The organism is Chitinophaga agri (assembly GCF_010093065.1).
GTDB classification, from domain to species: Bacteria; Bacteroidota; Bacteroidia; order Chitinophagales; family Chitinophagaceae; genus Chitinophaga; species Chitinophaga agri.
Genome location: NZ_CP048113.1, coordinates 5828228 through 5846412 on the forward strand (window position 1 = coordinate 5828228; position 18185 = coordinate 5846412).

Sequence of the window (18185 nt, forward strand, 5' to 3'; positions counted from 1 at the left end):
AATGGCTATTAACATAAAAAGAGCAGGCATCTGGTGAAGATGCCTGCTCTTTTTATGTACGCTATTCAAAATTGATAGCAGGAATATCTACATTTACAGTTACTACAAACCGTTAGGTATAATGATACGTCAGCTCGTCATAGGATTACTCTTCGCAATGTTATGGGCTTCCGCAGCAGTAGCCACTAAATTCGGTATACAGGCTGCTGATCCGCTGGTACTGGGGAACGTGAGGTTTCTCGTTGCAGGCGGAGGAATGTTGCTTTTTGCTTACCTCGGTCAGTCAGCCAAACATCGGCTGCCACAAGGGAAGGAATGGACACAGTTGCTGATCTTCGGCGGACTCAATACAACAGTATACCTCGGGTGTTTCGTCATGGCTATGAAATACGTTTCTGCCGGTATAGGCAGCTTATCCGTAGCAACCAGTCCTTTGTTCATCATGGGTATCTCAGCCTACTGGCTGAAAAGAAGCCTGAAATGGTATGAGATAGTCGGTATGCTACTCGGTTTACTGGGAGTAGGCATAGCTACCTGGCCCCTGTTGCAGAACAGTCATGCTACCCTGGGGGGGATTGCTATTCTGCTATTCGGGATGCTGGCCGTTTCAGTGGCCACTGTCTATTATGCCCGTGTCGAGTGGCAGCTGTCCAAACTTGTCATCAACGGTTGGCAGGTTTTTCTGGGTGGACTGTTATTTATTCCCATCACCGCTATATTTGCCAACTTTAGTGAAACACGGCTGAACACCACCTTCTGGTTGTCCGTGGGGTGGCTGATCCTACCCGTATCCGTAGTGGCCCTGCAACTATGGTTCTACCTCGTCAGCAAAGACGCGGTACGAGCTTCCCTCTGGTTATTTCTTTGTCCTGTTTTCGGATTCTTCTATTCCTGGATGCTGATGGATGAACCAGTGACCGGATTCACATTTGCAGGCACATTCCTGGTAATAGGTGGACTCTATCTGGCACAGAAGGAGAAGTTCCGTCAGCAGACAACATTGGAAAAATAGCAGGCCACTCAGCACTTACTCCTCAAAGTCAATTGATTTAATCTTATTTGCCAGATTATCAATACTCTGTAACTCAATCTCTGCCATTTTTCTTTTTAGCATGGTCGCCTCTTCAGGTGAGATAATGCCGTTCTGTAAGGCAGTTTCGATCTTCTTTTGTAACAGTTTTTTCGACCGTTCTACTTTCTTGACTTTGAAATATGCATTGGACTTACGGGAAATAAATTTCCAGAACAGGGACAATACAATAGATACGCTGGGTGCGATGATCACCAGCCATGACTTAAGTGGATATGTTTCAGGAAGATTACTTGCAAGCAGCACCAGTAGTGTACCACCTCCTGCGCCGGCTATACTGGCGGATGTTGAATTCGGTTGCTGGGTATTGGAAGCTTGCTGGGATGGGTTAGCAACCAGTGAATTATCTTGTTCCAACAAAAAAATGGTTTATAGGATAATAGTATAATTGATATAGTGGATGATGGTAATGGACCAGGCGATAGTAATAAAAAAAGAAAAAATGAGGTGAAAACTAGTTCCCTAATAATACATCGAGGGTACGGAGTATCTGTTGTGTATCATTCTGTTTTTCGAGATCAAGCACTACAACATGTCCTGATTTGTCCTCTACTACCAGCGCTTTAGGCGGATATCTGCGGATTCTCTTCAGCCTTGCTGTCTCTTTGGAGGCATTCAGTAAAGTGATAGCCAGAGATGACAGGGATGCGAATACCGCGATAATCACTAATATCGTTGTGAAAGTAGCTGACATCATAATAGATTATAGTTTCTGGTTTTAGTCATAGCTATTAAATTTACACATTTTTTGTCAGAAAAACACTTATCATATCTTTCATATATAGCATGTGGCTGATTTAAAATTATTCCTAATCCGACACTTCCCAAATATTTTTTTTGTTCCTGTAAGTAGTTCCTTCTTTTTTCCTGTCCTTGTACATATACCGGTCTAAAATCCGGGCCAGCCAGAACGAGACTGGGCAGGCACTTGATAACATAAAGGGGGATACACACGTAGAAAACTGATTCTAAAGCCATAATGAGTACTATGCCGCCCGGAACCGGAAAGAAGACCACTTAACAACGTTATGTAAAGTGATAATATATTGATGAGTCAGAAACTTTTTCCACTATTTGGGGTTAATTTAGGACTATACCGAAATTGACGCTGGGATAAATTCCGCGATAATGATGATTATATTTACCTCCCGGGGCGACATTCCGTATGTAAATGAGGGCTCAGTGCAGCATACAGTATGAGTAACAGTGAAAACATCAGGTATTGGCAGCAGCAGATTGCTTGTGAAAATGATGAGAAGGCTTTTTCAGAGCTGTTCCGGCATTTCTATGACCGGCTGCTATATTTTGCGGTCCAGTACGTCTATGCCCGTGAAGCTGCAGAAGAGATCGTTTCCGACGTGTTCGTTAAAATATGGAACCGCCGGCAAGAACTTGATAAAATTGCCAATCTCGAAGTGTACCTCTTCGTCGCCGTAAAAAATCATTCACTCAATTACCTTGAACAATATTCCTCGCTCCGTATCTCACCGCTTAGTGACGATTCCGGAATAGCGCAACTTACCAACTCAGTTGATCCCGAGAGGACAATGGAATGGAAAGAGATCCTTTTTAAAATGGATCAGGAAGTAGGCCGCCTGCCCGACCAGTGCCGCCGGGTCTTTAAACTGATCAAGGAAGAAGGATTTAAATATAAAGACGTTGCCGAGATACTCAATATTTCTCCCCGTACAGTAGAAACTCAGTTGTTTCGCGCTATGAAACGCCTCAACGAAGTTATAGGACCTTATATCACCAACAGATTAAAGGAAAAAAATAAAAATCAGGATTCGCTGTAAGTAGTTTTTTAATTCTGTCTGTCCTTCTACTACTACCACATATGATAAACGACGAATTATTTACCACGTTGGCCGCCAGGAAACTGGCAGGAGAAGCTACCACAGCAGAGTTGATGGAGCTGGACGCCATGCTGCAGGAATACCCTGAGCTGCGCGAACGCTACCAGCTGTTGCAACAGTACTTCACAATATCTTCCTATCATACATCTGCCGAAACAGAACAGGCTTTGCAGCGCACCATGTCACGGATCAACATTCCCGCAGCCGTTTCGCCCGTGAGGATGTTTCCATGGAAATGGCTGGGAGCTGCCGCTGCTGCAATACTGATAGGCATTGTTTCGCTTGTGGTACTCAGGTCTAAAGATCATCCTGTTGAAATGGTCAAACTGATGGAAAGGCAGAATGGTAAAGCCACCAGGGCTTCTATCGAATTGGCTGATGGCAGTAAGATATGGCTCAATGCTGAAAGCAGGCTGTCCTATCCGGATGTATTCGACGGGAATACACGTGAGGTATATCTTACAGGGGAAGCCTTTTTCGACATTGCTCCTAATCCTAAGAAACCTTTCATTGTGCATTTCAGTGCCGGTAGCATCCACGTACTTGGCACTTCTTTCAATGTACGCGCTTATGAAAATGAAGCCGTAGAAACTTCCGTGAGAACAGGTAAAGTAGCCCTCATCCGTAATGGCAGATTGGGCGAGAACCCTGATACTATCTACATCACACCGGATGAGAAAGTAACATTGCAAACAGCTGTTGTCAATAGCGATAGTAACACGATCGTGAAAGAAGTGACTTCTTCAGAAGATGATAAGGCATGGACTGAAGGAAGACTCGTATTCCGCGATAAAACCCTTGAAGAGATCGCATCAGAACTGGAAAGAACATTCGGAAAGAAAGTGACATTCACCAGTGATGTACCACGTTATTACAGACTGACAGGCGCTTTTCAGGATAATAGCCTGCAGGATATCATGTATTATCTCGCAAGGTCAAAAGCATTTCACTATACCATTACCGACAGTACGTTAGTAATCACAGAATAATAGTTCACGTTCACATTAATCAATCAAATCAATTCATTCACAAACAGCTGCGTTATGAAAGAAAGACCGCTACCCATGCGTTTTTCGCGAATTTTCCGCTCGTTGTTCCTCCCGCTGCTCGTCTGCATGGCTCTTCTGAACATGCTGGACCTGAGAGCACAGAGTGCATTTGCTGCTGACGCAAATCCCCGTGCCTACAGTCAGGGACAACAGGTAAAAACCACTGAACACCCTTTTGAAAGTCGTATCAGTTTGCAGGTAAGCAATGAGCGACTGGGACAGGTGCTGGAAAAGATCGAAAAGCAAACTTCTTATGTATTTGTCTATTCAAATGATGAAATCGGGGCTGCTCAGAAGATCTCCCTTTCCGTACAGGACAGAAAACTGGGCGAAGTACTTGAGATGGTACTGTCACCACTGGATATTAAGTTCGAAATGATCAATAACAAGATCATTCTCCGCCAGCAGGGTGCTACTACCACAATTGCTCAACAGAACGATATCACGATCAATGGCCGGGTCGTTAATAATAAGGGAGAAGGTATCCCTGGAGTGAACATTCGTTTGCAGGGTACCAGCACCGGTACTTCTTCAAATGATCAGGGTTTTTTTACGTTAAAGATCCCGAATGGGCAAGCCAATGGTACCTTAGTTTGCTCTTCCGTTGGTTACATCCCATCGGAAATAGGGATCAGCGGAAGGACCAATATCACCGTAATGCTCACTGAAGACTCTAAGGACCTGGGAGAGATAGTGGTTACTGCTTACGGTTCACAGAAGAGAACACAGGTAACAGCAGCTATCAATACCATCTCCACTAAAGATATTGAAAGCCGCCCTGTTACCAATATGTTCCAGGCACTCCAGGGTACCGCGCCCAACCTGATCCTGCAGCAGAACAATGCTGAGCCAGGTGCACAGATGAACCTCAATATCCGTGGTGTAGGTAGTCTTACCGGTAATGCACCACTGATCATCATTGATGGTGTACAGGCTGGAAGAGACGGTTTACAGAACCTGAACCCTTATGATGTGGAGAGCATCTCCGTATTGAAAGATGCCGCATCCTCCGCGATCTATGGTTCCCAGGCGGCAAATGGTGTCATCTACATTACCACTAAAAGAGGTAAGAAAGATGAAAAACCAAGTGTCAGCTATAACGGTATGTATGGCTTCCAGACGCCTACCACGCTGCCTCGTAACGTGGAAGCATGGGAATACATGACGCTGAAAAATGAGGCACTGGTTAACTCTGGTAAAACACCTCAGTACTCTCCGGAAGATATCAGCTTCTGGCATACCCGTGGTTCAGAACCTGCCTATCTGAAGGAAATGCTGCGCAGCAGTACGCCCATGCAGAACCACAGTCTGAGTATGACTGGTGGCGGCAAAAGCAGCAGCTACCTCGTTTCACTGGGTTATGTTGATCAGGGTAACATGCTGCAGAACTCTTACGTTACTGAAGACTTCTACTACAAGCGTTACAACGCCAGGGCTAACCTCGCTGTGGATGTAAGTAAGTATGTAAAGGTAAATGTGAACCTCGCCTATACGAAAGGTATCAAACGTAGACAGCAGGCTGATATCGGTTTCCTGATCCGTGATGCGATCCGTACACCACGTATCTATCCGGTACAGGATTCTCTGGGTAACTTTGTGGTGCCTTCTCTGAATAGTAACAACGTACTGGCTCAGCTGAAATATGGTGGTTTCGATAAAGAAGAGAAAGACAACCTCCTGGGTGGTCTGGACATTACCATTACGCCGGTAAATCACTTTAAACTGAACTTCAACGCTTCAGGTACGTACACGATCACCAACCAGCAGAACCGCCAGAATAAATATTCCTACGCACCTTATTATACGACAGCCAATCCGCCACTGTTTAACAGAATGTATGAGTATGAATTCAAAGATCTCGCTTCCAACGTATACGCTACTGCGGAGTATGAGAACACATTCAATAAACATTATGTAAAGGCACAGGTAGGCGGACGTAGCGATGCGATCAATGAAGAGTATGGCGTGAAAGCTACCCGTTATGGTACAACCAACCTGGATGACGACTGGACGATCGGTGGTGGATACATTCCTAAACCGGACGGTACTTTCGATTATGCAAACATTGGTACCTACAACGACATTATCAATCCGAACCTATATGCGCTGAACTCTCTGTTCGGAAGAGTGAACTACGTATTCAACGATAAATATCTTGCAGAATTTACCTGGAGATATGACGGTTCCTCAAAACTCGCTCCTGGTCACCAATGGCAGTTCTTCCCGGCTTTCTCTCTGGGCTGGAGGATCACTGACGAAGAATTCTTTGGTGATTTTAAGAGACGCTTTGGTAATGTGAAATTCCGTTATTCCTGGGGACAGGTGGGTAACTCTAACATAGGTGGCTTCAACTACCTGGCAAGGGTAACACTGAACAGTGGTAAGTATCCTTTCAACAACACACCTAATGCCGGCGCCGATTTCTCTGCCTACAATGAAACATTGCAGTGGGAGATCTCTACCATGAGCAACTATGGTGTGGATGTAGACCTGTTCAATAACAAGATCTCCGCTTCCTTCGACTACTTCAATAAAAACACAGATGGCATCTACCTGTTCCAGGTAGTACCAGGCACGGCCGGTATAGGTTCCTCCCTGCAGAACGTTGGTAAAGTGCAGAACAAAGGCTGGGAGTTAACAGTTTCTTATCATGCAAAAACAGGTGCTGTAAATCATACGATTTCCGCTAACCTGTCCGACAACCTCAACAAAGTGGTGAAATATGGAGAGCAGTCCGTACAGGGGTCTGACTTCTCCTTTATCATCAAGGAAGGGTTCCCGATCGCTTCCTACTTCGGCTACAGATCCAATGGTCTGTACCAGAACCTGGATGATATCAAGAACGCACCAAGAGTACCTTTTGCCTACAATCAGCAGGTAATGCCCGGTGATGTACGCTACATTGACCGTAATGGCGATGGCGTGATCGATGCGGATGACCGTTATGTATTTGGTAATCCGTTCCCACGTTACACCTTCGGATTCACCTATGCGGCTAACTGGAAAAACTGGGATTTCTCTATGTTCTGGCAGGGTGTAGGTAAAAGAAGCCAGTTCCTGCGTGGTGACATTGTGGAAGCTTTCCACAACAATGAAGACCATGCATTCGAACAGCATCTTGATCGCTGGACGCCTACCAATCCGGATGCATCTTATCCGCGTCTGACCATTGGTAATGCTGATGCAAACAACTTTGCATACTCCGACTACTGGTTGTTCGACACCAAATACCTGCGTCTAAAGAACCTGCAGTTTGGTTATACACTGCCACGTGGTGTAGCACAGACATTGCATATCCAGAGCGCAAGAGTGTATTTCACCGGACAGAACATCCTGACATTCACTCCCCGTCGTTTCCGCGAACTGGGTGTTGATCCGGAGTTCACACAGTTTGACGACAAGCTGTCCTTTACCAATTACAACGCTATTGCAGGACGTAGCTATCCAAATGCGGCTACCTTCTCATTTGGCCTGGACCTGAAATTCTGATGATAGTGTTTTAATGCTCAACCGTATGAAGAAATTAATATTACCCATACTCTGCGCTACCCTGCTGTTTTCCTGCCGCAAGCTGGATCAGCCTATCACGCGCGACTATACAGATGCTGCCTACTGGCGTACCGCAGATGATGCGCTCGCGGCACTGGCAAGCTGTTACGAGAACCTGTCCGACGACGTCTATTATTTTGGTAATGAAGCGCTCAGTGACAACGGTTATGTAAGTGGTACCGGCTTCAGGGCTGTCTCCCTTATCGCATCCGGATCTTATGATCCTTCCAATGCACGTCTTACAGAGGAATGGAAATACCGCTACACCTGCATCCGTAAGTGTAACATCGTAACCACCAATATTGACAGAGTACCCGGACTGGATTCCACGCTGAAACGCCGTATTCTGGGGGAAGCGAGGTTCATCCGTGCGTATTCCTACTTCCAGCTGGCCAGCTGGTTTGGTGATGTGCCTTTCTACACTAATCTGATCACTATTGAAGAAGCCCGTGCCATTACCCGTACCAAACGGGATCAGGTGCTTGACTTTGTGGAATCAGAACTGACAGATATCCGTAGTGCACTGCCGGTGAATAACTATACGGGCAATGGATACTCGGAAAAAGATAAAGGCCGTATCACCCGTGGTGCCGCCATTGCGCTGGCTGCACGTGTGCATATGTTCAGAAGTGAGTGGCAGAAAGCGATCGATGACTGCGAACTGCTGATCAACAATGCTACTAACGGTAACTATGCATTACAGAACAACTATACGAATATCTTCACTGCTGCGAATGAATTTAATAACGAGGTGATCTTCGATATTCAGTATGGTGGTGGTCGTACCCACTCTGCACAACGTAGTTTCCTGCCACAGACAGTCGCTTTGCTGAGAAGCACGCTGGTACCTACGCAGGACCTGGTAGATGATTATATCATGCTCAACGGTAAAGGCATCAGAGATGCCAGTTCAGGTTATAATGAGAATGATCCTTATACCAACAGAGATCCCCGTCTGAACGCTACCATTTTACATGATGGTTCTACGGTTACTGATTTCGATGGTAAGGTACAGACCATTCTCACAAAGCCAGGTTCTGTTCCTGCTACCAATAGTGTAGATGATCAGGGTGCTTCTCCGACCGGATATTATTTCTATAAATATTATGATCGTACTGCGACCAATTATAACTCTGGCCTGAACCTGATCGTCTTAAGATATGCCGATGTATTGCTGATGTATGCTGAAGCTAAGAATGAACTGGGCCAGCTGGATGCAGGTGTATGGAACCAGACCATCCGTGCATTACGTGTACGTGCCGGATTTAATGATGCGGGCGCTACAGAGTTCCCTGGTGCCGGGCAGGATGCACTGCGTACCATTGTACGCCGCGAAAGAAGAGCTGAGCTGGCCTTTGAAGGCGTACGTGCATTAGATATCCGTCGCTGGAAAATTGCAGATCAGGTAATGAACAGGCCTGTAAGAGGTATTAAAGTAGCTGGTGGTGCTTTCAGAAGAGATGCCAATGGTTACATCATTGTGGAAGATAGGGTATTTACGAATCCTAAACACTACCTGTGGCCTGTCCCTACCTTCGAACGCGACCAGAACACAAACCTTGGCCAGAACCAGGACTGGTAATCAATTAGGAATACGAATTACGAATTAGAATTCTTTCAAACTGACGATATGAAAAAATTGCTCAAAAATATAATGCTCGCATTACCGGTTGCACTGGGTGTTATCCTGACTGGTTGCGGCAAAGATGATAACGAACTGAATGTAAATATTCAACCGGTAAGCAGACTGAATGCACCGGTGAATGACAAATACATCAAACTGCAACCCACTACCAGCGCAAGCGTGGTCTTTGAATGGGACCAGGCACGTGCGGAAGATGGCTCTCTCGTGGTATACGAAGTAGTGATCGATAAAGAGAGCGGTGATTTTTCTGACCCTGTTGCCAAACTTACTTCAGATGGTGGCGGTGTACAGAACAAACTGACCCTTTCTCACAAAGACCTGAACAGTATAGCAGGTAAAGCAGGTATTGCCTCACTCGCTACCGGTAAGCTGAAATGGACAGTTAACGCTTCTAAAGGCTATAATACACAGCCAGCTACTGAGTCCCGGACAATAGAAGTAGAAAGGCCGAACGGATTCGCAGAGATCCCTGTGGATGTATTCCTGACGGGTGATGCTACTGAAAAAGGAGCAGAGCTGGCACAGGCGGTAAAACTGAAATCTACAGCCCCGGGTGTATTTGAAATTTATACCTCCCTGAAAGATGGTAAGTACAAATTTGTAGACAGAAATTCCGGTACGCCTGCTACTTATTCAATTGATGGTGGCGCGCTGAAGGAAGGTGGAGAATCCACTCAGTCAGGTGGTACAAAGGTATACCGTCTGCGTCTTGACTTCAACAATGCTGCTGCAACTATTACTGAGATCACTGCTATCGGACTGTGGTTTGCTCCGGAGAACAGTATCATGTATGACCTGAGCTACACCACCAATGGCGTATGGAGCTTTGAAAATAAACTGATCAACTTCCACCAGGAATCATGGGGTCGTGATGAACGTTATAAATTCCGCGTAAGCGTAAAAGCTGCTGACGGTACGGCAGGTACCGAATGGTATGGTAGTTCCAATGCGGACAACAACCGTCCTACTTCCACTACGCCGCTTTCCTTCTGGGAACTGCGTGCTATTGCCAACAGCGATCAGTATAACTATTGCTACAAATTCGCTTCTGAAGTAGATACTAAAAACTGCGATGTGAAACTGTATTTCTCTCCCGACAAGACTTATACACACGAAGTGATCGTGCGTTAATCCGGGACTGATATCTACATCATGCAAACGATCAATTAAATGCTTATGCGTCGAATCTTTCTGCTATTTGCAATAACAGCGGCTATGGCCACCACCTTCACCTCATGCCTGAAAGAGCCTGTGGATGATGGCCCCGGACCTGGAGCCGGTAAAACGACCTATAAATACAACTGGCCGGCAATTGCTGACTCTTCTGCCTCATCACTGATCAGCAGTTTCTACAATCAGAGCGGCAAGTATTTCAATAAGAACAATGCCGGTGATCAGACTTTCAACTATTGGCCCAATGCGCATGCACTGGATGTACTGGTAGATATTTATCTCCGTACTGGTAATGAAAATACCAAAGCCCGTATGGATGAATTACTGGATGGTATGAAAGTGAAGAATGGTAATACCTACCTTAACCATTTCTATGATGACATGGAATGGATGACACTGGCCTGCCTTCGTGCCTATGAAGCTACCAGCGATACCCGTTATAAGACCACAGCTGAATTGCTATGGAATGATATCAAAGGTGGATGGGATGAAACATGGGGTGGAGGTATCTACTGGACTAAAGACCGTCAGAATAAGAATACACCTGCCAATGCGCCTGCAGGCATCATTGCAGCCCGTATGTATCAGCTGAACAGGAACGGTGAAGATCTGGCCTGGGCAAAGAAGATCTATGACTGGCAGAAAGCCAACCTCGTCGATCCGGTAACAGGCCTGGTATGGGATGGTCTGGATGCTACCGGAACCAATAAGGCATGGAAGTTCACCTACAACCAGGGTGTATTCATTGGCGCTGGCGTGGAACTTTATAAGATCACCGGTGAGCAGGTATATCTCAGTGACGCACTTAGAACAGCCAACAACTCCCTGACTGGCGATTTCAGCAGTGGTAACATCATGAAAGATGAAGGCGGCGGAGATGGTGGATTATTCAAGGGTATCCTTGTTCGCTATATGATGTTACTGATTACCGATGGTAGCATCAGCAGCACTGACGCTTCTAAATTCATCAACTTCCTGCAGCTGAATGCACAAACAATGTGGTTGCAGGGTACTGCCCGTCCGCAGGTATTGTTTAACACCAGCTGGACAAAGACAGCTACGACCACAGACCTGACCACACAACTGAGCGGCGCCATGCTGATCGAAGCTGCGGCAAGGCTGAAAGCGCTGGAACTGATAGACTAACTCCTTTCGCCATAAAGGAAAACAGGGATCAGGCATTTGCACGGTTGAACCTACACTGAACGGACCTGTCTGTGTGGGTGACACTGGTACAGATGCCCGATTCCTGTTTTTTATGAGTATATTCGTTTACCTATGAATCAAGGCTATGTAAAGGCTACCTCGATGGGGTAGCCTTTACTTGTTAAAGGAATAACTCTGTTTATGTATACCGTCTACGTCCTATTTTCCCGTCAGTTCGAGAAAGTTTATACTGGCCATACCTCCGATCTGGTTAAGCGTTTTCACTTTCATAATAAACATGGCCGTCAGAAAGGAACATTACCATACCGTCCCTGGGAGGTAGTGTATACTGAGTGTTTTGACGATAAGCAACAGGCGCTGAGGCGTGAATGGCTGCTCAAGTCAGGAAAAGGCCGCGCCTGGATATGGGGGCGGATAAAGGAAGAGTATTACCGGGATGGGTATATTAGCGGGGAGCTGCCCGCATAACATTATCCCCGCATTATAGATGTTTTAGTATTTCTTCAACAAGATGAGAGACGCTCTGTTAGCTCGGGCAATGGTATTGTTAAGGAGGGTGGTTTGCTGCGCTGTCTTTTAGCTAATGGTATTTCTCATTGTGTGGTCTGCCTGATGCAGTGCCTTCATGTAGTTGTGTTTTTTCGTCTCCTTTCTGGCTATCCGTTGAAGAACGCATGACAAATGTCTTCATAAAGTTGAGGGCATTGACAAATGTGCTTTTACCTTTTGCATTCGCACCATCGATAACCGCTCCCTTTAAAATTCTTATGCCGAATGCTGGAAGCGGGATTACACTTTCAGACCCGCGGGTATCCTTATCGCAATTGGAAGCGACAAGACCGATAGTAGCCTTCTCCTTAAAAGTCTTAAAATTAGACGCCGAAAACTGGATTATCATAATAATAAAACCGTTTTTTGTGGTATTTGTACAAAAAATCGGTTTTATTATTCAAAAAATGGAACAATAGTGTTCTTATTCGAAGAATTATCAGCTTGAGAATCTATCTCCTACCTCTCCCTATCAGCCACAAAATAATCCCCACCACAAACGCAACCGCCAGCACTCCTACCCATACACCCGCTTTAAATATTCCTCCCACCACTTCACAGCTGCTCAGTAACATAACGGCAAAGGCCAGCAGGCCCAGTTGTAAGTTTCTCATATACTCTTTTTGAGAAAGTATATCATACTCTATGCCAATGACCGGTCTAAGCCTTACTATGCTTAAAGTCCAGGAACAATGAGATCGTATGCGCCGACAACCTGTCCGAACGCTTGTAATAAGCGTACCGCATACCTATTTCCCGGAAGGAATAATGCCGGAACATCGGCTGGAACAACGCATATCGCGCAGTGATACCGGCTTTGTAACTGTTGAAGCGGCTGAGGTCATAGTCCGAGGTGTAGTATAGTTCCTGCAGACTATGCTCCTTGTAAGGCTTAAAGTACTTCGCGCCTGTTTGTGTATAAAAGCGGAAGAGCGGTGCGATCGTCAGTTGTGGATCCGCTTTGACCGGCACTTCCAGCTGGAAGGTGTGTCCTGTAATACCGAAATTGTCGTGGTAGAAACGATAGTAGGAACGGATAATCATATTCCTGCCTGCAAATAGGTTTAATTGCAGCCCAATGGGGAACTTCCACCGCTCGCGGGGCAGGTTTTCCACTCTTGGGGACTTTTGCGTTGTAAAGTAGACCCGGTGAAATGGCGTAGAGAGTAGCCCCTTCTGATAGACGACTTCCGGGAATACAGCAAACTGTATGCGTTGGTTAACAACCTGGTACAGTGCCATATTCACATTGTAGGATTGTCGCCGGTAGATGTCGAACCAGGCAGTATCCCGCAGTTCAGAAGGGTAGACCAGTGTTTCCGGATGGTAATAGTCCGGGTCAAAACGGCCCCATCGCAGGTCATCAAAGTAACATTGCAGACCAACAGACCATTGCCGGGTATGATCAGCATTGTCATGCTCCGCGGAAACACCCAATGGTACAGATAGATAGTCTGATTCCAGTGAGATACCACTGTTAATGCGTACACGGATATCCGGTTTGTTCAGCTGACGACTATACCCTCCATTAAGATGAAAACGGTTGTCCTCACGGGATGCGGAAGAGCGTACGAAGTCAATATTATCAGTAGAAGCCGATGTGATCATGTCTATTCCGGCACCCACGGTAAAGGTGTTCCGGGCGTCACGCTGATGGGTGATAGAGACGTCGGTAGCAAATACCTGCAGGTTTTCCGTACCAGTACCACCAGTGACAGCCGAGTGATTGCCATCCTGTGTATAAAAGGAGAATAATACCTGTATGTCCGTCTGTGATACCTGTTGTTTCTTATATGCCGAGCTGTCGGTGCCTTGTTGCGCGGACGCTGTAAACCATGCTGTCAGTAATCCCGCCGCAATAAATAATCTTTTCATGCCTGATCAGTTACAACCACATCCACCGCTGCTTTTCCCACTACCACCTCCACTGCTTCCTTCACGGTAGGTATGTACGTTTTCATCAAATTTGTCTATCTGTGTTTTGCCCAGTTGCATTGCTTCATCATTCAGGTACACACGCTGATAAGGCTTTACCGCTACACATGATTGCAGCAGCAGTACAGTCAGTATACCAGCCGCACCGAATAAGAAGAGGCTCCCGCTATTACGCTTTCGCATGTATTTGAATATTATCCGATTGTAAAACTTTATTCTTGCCGTCTATAATGATACAATGTACATCTGGTAACTGATTGACCAGATGGATGCCCACCGCCGGACCCATAACTGTGATCGCGGTGGCTAGTGCATCAGATAACTCCGCACCGGGACTAACAACTGTTACGCTTTTGATGAAAGGCACCGGCCATCCCTTCCTCGGGTCTATGTTATGAGAATACCTGACCCCATTTCGTTCTACATACTGTTCGTAATTGCCGGAAGTAGCAACTGATGCATTATTCACCGGTAACCAGAAGCGTATTTGTGTTGGTGCATCCGGATCAGCAATACCTATTTTCCACGGACTTCCATCCGGTTGATGCCCCCAGGCCGTGAGGTCACCACTGGCATTGATCACGCCACTGGTAGCACCGGCTGCCAGCCAAAGGGCTTTTACCCTGTCAGCCGCATACCCTTTACCAATAGCGCCAAAGTCAATCCGCATACCTGCTCGTTTCAGCTGCACCTGGTGATTGTCCAGTAATGCAATATGTTCAAAACTGGTCGCGAGCATTGCCTGGTCAATGGCTGCTTTTTCCGGCCATGTAAAATGATCGTATTTGAAATTGAACAGCTTTTTCAGCACGCCTGCTGTAATATCAAAAGCCCCCTGTGTGATCATACTGATCTTATTACAACGAAGTAGTAGCTGGTAAACTTCCGCGGGTACGGTAACAGGAGGTCCTCCTGCCTGCGCATTGAGTTGCGCAATAACGGATGTCTCGTTAAATACCGTTAGTAAAGACTCGATCCGTTTGATCTCAGCCACTCCCTGTTCCAGTCTTCCGGCAGTAATAACTTCATCTGCGCCGGTGGCAATCAGTTCAAAGTCTGAACCCATCAGCCGCGTATGTAGCTTACTGCTTAGCATATCATTTTACTGGAGCAGCTGTTTAAGTGTGGTGATGAAACCGTCCGGTGTTTCCGCTTTACAGGGGACGTAGGCAAGCAGTTTTTTTTGCGGACTTAACAGCACTATCTGTGGAAAAGTGCCTTGTGGATTAAACGCCGCAGCCAGTGAATCATATTGTAAACGAAGCGGCGCCGCGATCTTTTTTCTCTGTGGGAAATCAGCCTCCAGTAATACCAGCTTATCTCCTGCATACCGCAGGAACGTACTGTCTGAAAGGATCTGTTTATTAAAACGGATGCAGGGGATGCACCAATCGGAACCTGAAAATACCAGCAGTACCTTTTTTCCCGATGCCAGTGCCAACGCAAAGGCTTTATCAGGAGATTGCTGAACCTGTGCGCTCACAGATCCGCTAAAGGCTACAATCAGAAACAGGAATAAGATACAACGCATATTGCGGTGGTTTATGCTGGCATGGTTACCTGTTACAAAGGTAGGGGAAATTTATATGTGTTTATTCCGCCGGCGGAGCAGTTGACTGCCCTTCACGCGGTGCGTCAGGTGCTGCCGGTGTAGGCGTTACCGCGGCTATCGGGTCAGCAGGTGCTGCTGGTGTGGGCGCAGTGGGTTGTTTCCAGTCTCCCGGTTCCATATTGATCTGCAATTGTTGCGGTCTCGGATGGGCAATACTGATACCTGCTTCCTGTAATTTAACATAAATATCAGTTAGCACCTCACTCTTCATGACCCCTGCCTTACCCAGGTCACTGATCCAGAACATCACCTGTATATCAATCCCGGTATCCCGGAAATTCTGTAAGAGTACTACTGGTTCCGGTGACTTAAGAATATCTTCCAGGTTGATCAGGTAGTCCTTAATAAGGGTCAGTGCTTTCTTCAGGTCGGTACCGTAGGTTACACTTACGATAATGTCTACACGGCGTGTCCTGCTGGTTAATGTCCAGTTGACCAGTTGCTGCGCTATCAGGTCTCCGTTAGGAACGATCACTTCTGAACCATCGCCTGCGGAGATCTTACTAGAGCGAATGCCGATTTCTTTCACCACGCCCGACCTGGTACCCAGTTCTATGACGTCGCCTACTTCAATGGGCTTTTCAAAAGCAAGGATGACACCTGACACGAGGTTGTTCACAATATTCTGTAAGCCGAAACCAATACCCACACCTAACGCGCCTATTACAATCGCCAGCTTGTCCATAGGTATACCCGATGCCGCAAATGCCAGCAGGGTGCCTGCACCCAGGATCGCGAGGCGTATCAACAGCATGGCTGAACCCAGTTTTTTCTGTGGTTGTGATGACTGTCCGGTATAGCCCAGCAGGTAGGAAATGATCTGTGTAACGACACTGGACAGCCAGATTATCAGTAGAAATATAATTACACTGCTGAAGGTAAAAGTAAAGTTGCCGATCTTTCTTTCCGCTACCAGCATATTACTGATGATCTCGTATAGTCCGTCATACATATAGAGATTGCGCGCCAGCAATGCCAGCCAGCCTATGGATGCAGCGATATAGAAGATCGTTTTCAAACGTGACTTGATGTTCTGATAGTCGATCATGGAAATGAACGTGCTGGAGTCCTTCTTGGCTTCTACCTGTATGTAGATAGCTTCCATCAGTATTTCCACCATCAGAACAATGCCCAGTGCCATTGTAATACTGACCACACTGGCTGCACCCATGATCTTCGCTGCAGCGACACGCGCCATTGCTACCAGTAACACGGAAAGACCGCTCAGGATGATGAATATCCAGATAGCCGAACGGGAATATTTGGGCAGCGGGAGTGTGGTTTCCCGAAGGGTGCGTAGTAAATACAATCCCAGTATGATGGATAAAATACCGCCTATAAAGATACCCCATTGTTCAAAGAACGTCACCTGTATCAATAGGTTATTTACGCAGTATAACAATAACAGCAGAACAAGTAACAGCCATCTTTTTAACAGGTTAGGAGGTATATTGTTCCGTATGATGATGGTCGTGGTCACAGCTGTAATGATCCAGCAGATACCTGAATAGAATATAGGATATTGAATGGAGATCAGGAACGAGACCGTAGCCGCCAGTAGTATAGCACTGGCGACAGGGTAACGATACAGGTAACGGGCGTGTTGTAAGATCGTTTCGGCCTCCCTTTCTTCATGTTTCCGTTTGATCTTTTTGGCATTGAACTTCACCCACCATAGAAAGAGTCCTGCGCCCATTAAAAACAGGAGATATATCGGTCCATCCACCGCAAAAAAGACCCTGAGTATCCGGATGTTCTTACGCATGGAACGGTCAAATACCTCAATAAAACTGGGACCCTTTTTACCGGGTAGCGGCGGTTCCCAGAGGTAACTAAAGTCTTTATTGAACATCCGCTGACTGAAACGGGTCAGCTGGTAGTCCATATCTTCCAGCAGATTGGTCACATCTATATATCGTTTGGCTACTTTGTTCTGTAATAATCCGAGGTGTAGCAGATTAACCTTATTGGCACTGTCTACCTGCCGCCATTTCTGAATAAGAGCCGCCATTTGTCCGACATAGATATCCCGCAGCTCGTCTTCTGCCGGAATGTTACGCATGGAAGTATCTTTTCTGAGTAACTGAAGGGTATCAGTCACATTTACCAGCCTGTCATGGAATTTGAATAACACGTCCTGCCAGCTGTCCAGCTTTCTTTCCAGCTGTACAAGCAGTACGCGGTTGGTATAAAGGTCGTGTACGTTATTGGTGCTGCCGATGGCGGTCATGTCTTGTTTTACGACTCTCATAGCAGAATCGATCAGCGGAATACTTTCACTGATCTCTACGGTGTCGAGTCCGCGGCGTAGTGTACTCATCACCTGATTCAGCATGAGTGTATAAGTTTCCAGCCTGGTGATGATGATCGCAACAGAGGTGTCAGAGAGTCTGATGGTTGATTTGCCGGAAGTGTCTTTGACCTGTTGGGATATGATCTTGCTGAGTGTTGCGCTGTCAATTGGCTTGGGTGGAGCCGTCTGGTGCTGTGCAAAAAGATGTGTGCAGCAGAGGAAGGAGAGGAGAAGGAGTGAGATATGGCGCATAATAGACAATTGGGA

17 protein-coding genes are annotated in these 18185 nt (G+C 46.3%); 8 read left to right on the top strand and 9 right to left on the bottom strand.

Annotation, left to right across the window (positions count from 1 at the left end; genetic code table 11):
- The first annotated feature begins 121 nt into the window (after positions 1-121).
- Entirely contained in the window at positions 122-1012 is an 891-nt protein-coding gene (locus tag GWR21_RS23345; RefSeq protein ID WP_202928985.1) for a DMT family transporter, read from the top strand.
- 15 nt (positions 1013-1027) lie between these two features.
- Here the strand turns inward: GWR21_RS23345 and GWR21_RS23350 are convergent, their stop codons facing one another.
- Positions 1028-1447, bottom strand: a complete 420-nt coding sequence (locus GWR21_RS23350; protein WP_162334059.1) for a hypothetical protein — start codon at positions 1445-1447, stop codon at positions 1028-1030.
- Between the two features lie 97 nt (positions 1448-1544).
- The gene (locus GWR21_RS23355) at positions 1545-1787 is read right to left on the bottom strand and encodes a hypothetical protein (protein WP_162334060.1); all 243 of its coding nucleotides are present in this window, start codon (positions 1785-1787) and stop codon (positions 1545-1547) included.
- A gap of 499 nt (positions 1788-2286) precedes the next feature.
- Here GWR21_RS23355 and GWR21_RS23360 point away from each other — a divergent pair, with 499 nt between their 5' ends.
- The 7 genes from GWR21_RS23360 to GWR21_RS23390 all read left to right on the top strand — a co-directional run bounded on the left by GWR21_RS23360 (position 2287) and on the right by GWR21_RS23390 (position 11997).
- The gene (locus GWR21_RS23360) at positions 2287-2886 is read left to right on the top strand and encodes an RNA polymerase sigma-70 factor (RefSeq protein ID WP_162334061.1); all 600 of its coding nucleotides are present in this window, start codon (positions 2287-2289) and stop codon (positions 2884-2886) included.
- Positions 2887-2927: 41 nt separating this feature from the next.
- The gene (locus tag GWR21_RS23365; protein WP_162334062.1) at positions 2928-3935 is read left to right on the top strand and encodes a FecR family protein; all 1008 of its coding nucleotides are present in this window, start codon (positions 2928-2930) and stop codon (positions 3933-3935) included.
- 54 nt (positions 3936-3989) lie between these two features.
- Positions 3990-7484: a TonB-dependent receptor gene (locus GWR21_RS23370; protein ID WP_162334063.1), complete on the top strand. Its 3495-nt coding sequence runs from the start codon at positions 3990-3992 to the stop codon at positions 7482-7484.
- A 25-nt stretch (positions 7485-7509) separates the two neighbouring features.
- Entirely contained in the window at positions 7510-9126 is a 1617-nt protein-coding gene (locus GWR21_RS23375; RefSeq protein ID WP_162334064.1) for a RagB/SusD family nutrient uptake outer membrane protein, read from the top strand.
- A gap of 48 nt (positions 9127-9174) precedes the next feature.
- Positions 9175-10320, top strand: coding sequence for a SusE domain-containing protein (locus GWR21_RS23380; protein WP_162334065.1), 1146 nt, complete (start codon positions 9175-9177; stop codon positions 10318-10320).
- 45 nt (positions 10321-10365) lie between these two features.
- Positions 10366-11508 carry a glycoside hydrolase family 76 protein gene (locus GWR21_RS23385; protein WP_162334066.1) on the top strand — a complete coding sequence of 381 codons (1143 nt, stop codon included), beginning with the start codon at positions 10366-10368 and terminating at the stop codon, positions 11506-11508.
- A gap of 201 nt (positions 11509-11709) precedes the next feature.
- Positions 11710-11997: a GIY-YIG nuclease family protein gene (locus tag GWR21_RS23390; protein WP_162334067.1), complete on the top strand. Its 288-nt coding sequence runs from the start codon at positions 11710-11712 to the stop codon at positions 11995-11997.
- Positions 11998-12109: 112 nt separating this feature from the next.
- Here the strand turns inward: GWR21_RS23390 and GWR21_RS23395 are convergent, their stop codons facing one another.
- The 7 genes from GWR21_RS23395 to GWR21_RS23425 all read right to left on the bottom strand — a co-directional run bounded on the left by GWR21_RS23395 (position 12110) and on the right by GWR21_RS23425 (position 18170).
- Positions 12110-12427: an AAA family ATPase gene (locus GWR21_RS23395; RefSeq protein ID WP_162334068.1), complete on the bottom strand. Its 318-nt coding sequence runs from the start codon at positions 12425-12427 to the stop codon at positions 12110-12112.
- A 103-nt stretch (positions 12428-12530) separates the two neighbouring features.
- A complete protein-coding gene (locus tag GWR21_RS23400; RefSeq protein WP_162334069.1) occupies positions 12531-12692 on the bottom strand; it encodes a phosphatidate cytidylyltransferase in 162 nt (53 codons plus the stop codon).
- 46 nt (positions 12693-12738) lie between these two features.
- Positions 12739-13953, bottom strand: a complete 1215-nt coding sequence (locus tag GWR21_RS23405) for a DUF3570 domain-containing protein (RefSeq protein ID WP_162334070.1) — start codon at positions 13951-13953, stop codon at positions 12739-12741.
- A 6-nt stretch (positions 13954-13959) separates the two neighbouring features.
- Positions 13960-14196: a DUF4266 domain-containing protein gene (locus GWR21_RS23410; protein ID WP_162334071.1), complete on the bottom strand. Its 237-nt coding sequence runs from the start codon at positions 14194-14196 to the stop codon at positions 13960-13962.
- Positions 14183-15109 (bottom strand): FAD:protein FMN transferase, encoded by a 927-nt coding sequence (locus tag GWR21_RS23415; RefSeq protein WP_162334072.1) that lies wholly within the window; start codon positions 15107-15109, stop codon positions 14183-14185. The genes GWR21_RS23410 and GWR21_RS23415 overlap by 14 nt, the downstream gene beginning before the upstream one ends.
- A gap of 6 nt (positions 15110-15115) precedes the next feature.
- Positions 15116-15544, bottom strand: a complete 429-nt coding sequence (locus tag GWR21_RS23420) for a thioredoxin family protein (RefSeq protein WP_162334073.1) — start codon at positions 15542-15544, stop codon at positions 15116-15118.
- Positions 15545-15605: 61 nt separating this feature from the next.
- Positions 15606-18170, bottom strand: a complete 2565-nt coding sequence (locus GWR21_RS23425) for a mechanosensitive ion channel family protein (RefSeq protein ID WP_162334074.1) — start codon at positions 18168-18170, stop codon at positions 15606-15608.
- Positions 18171-18185: the final 15 nt, after the last annotated feature.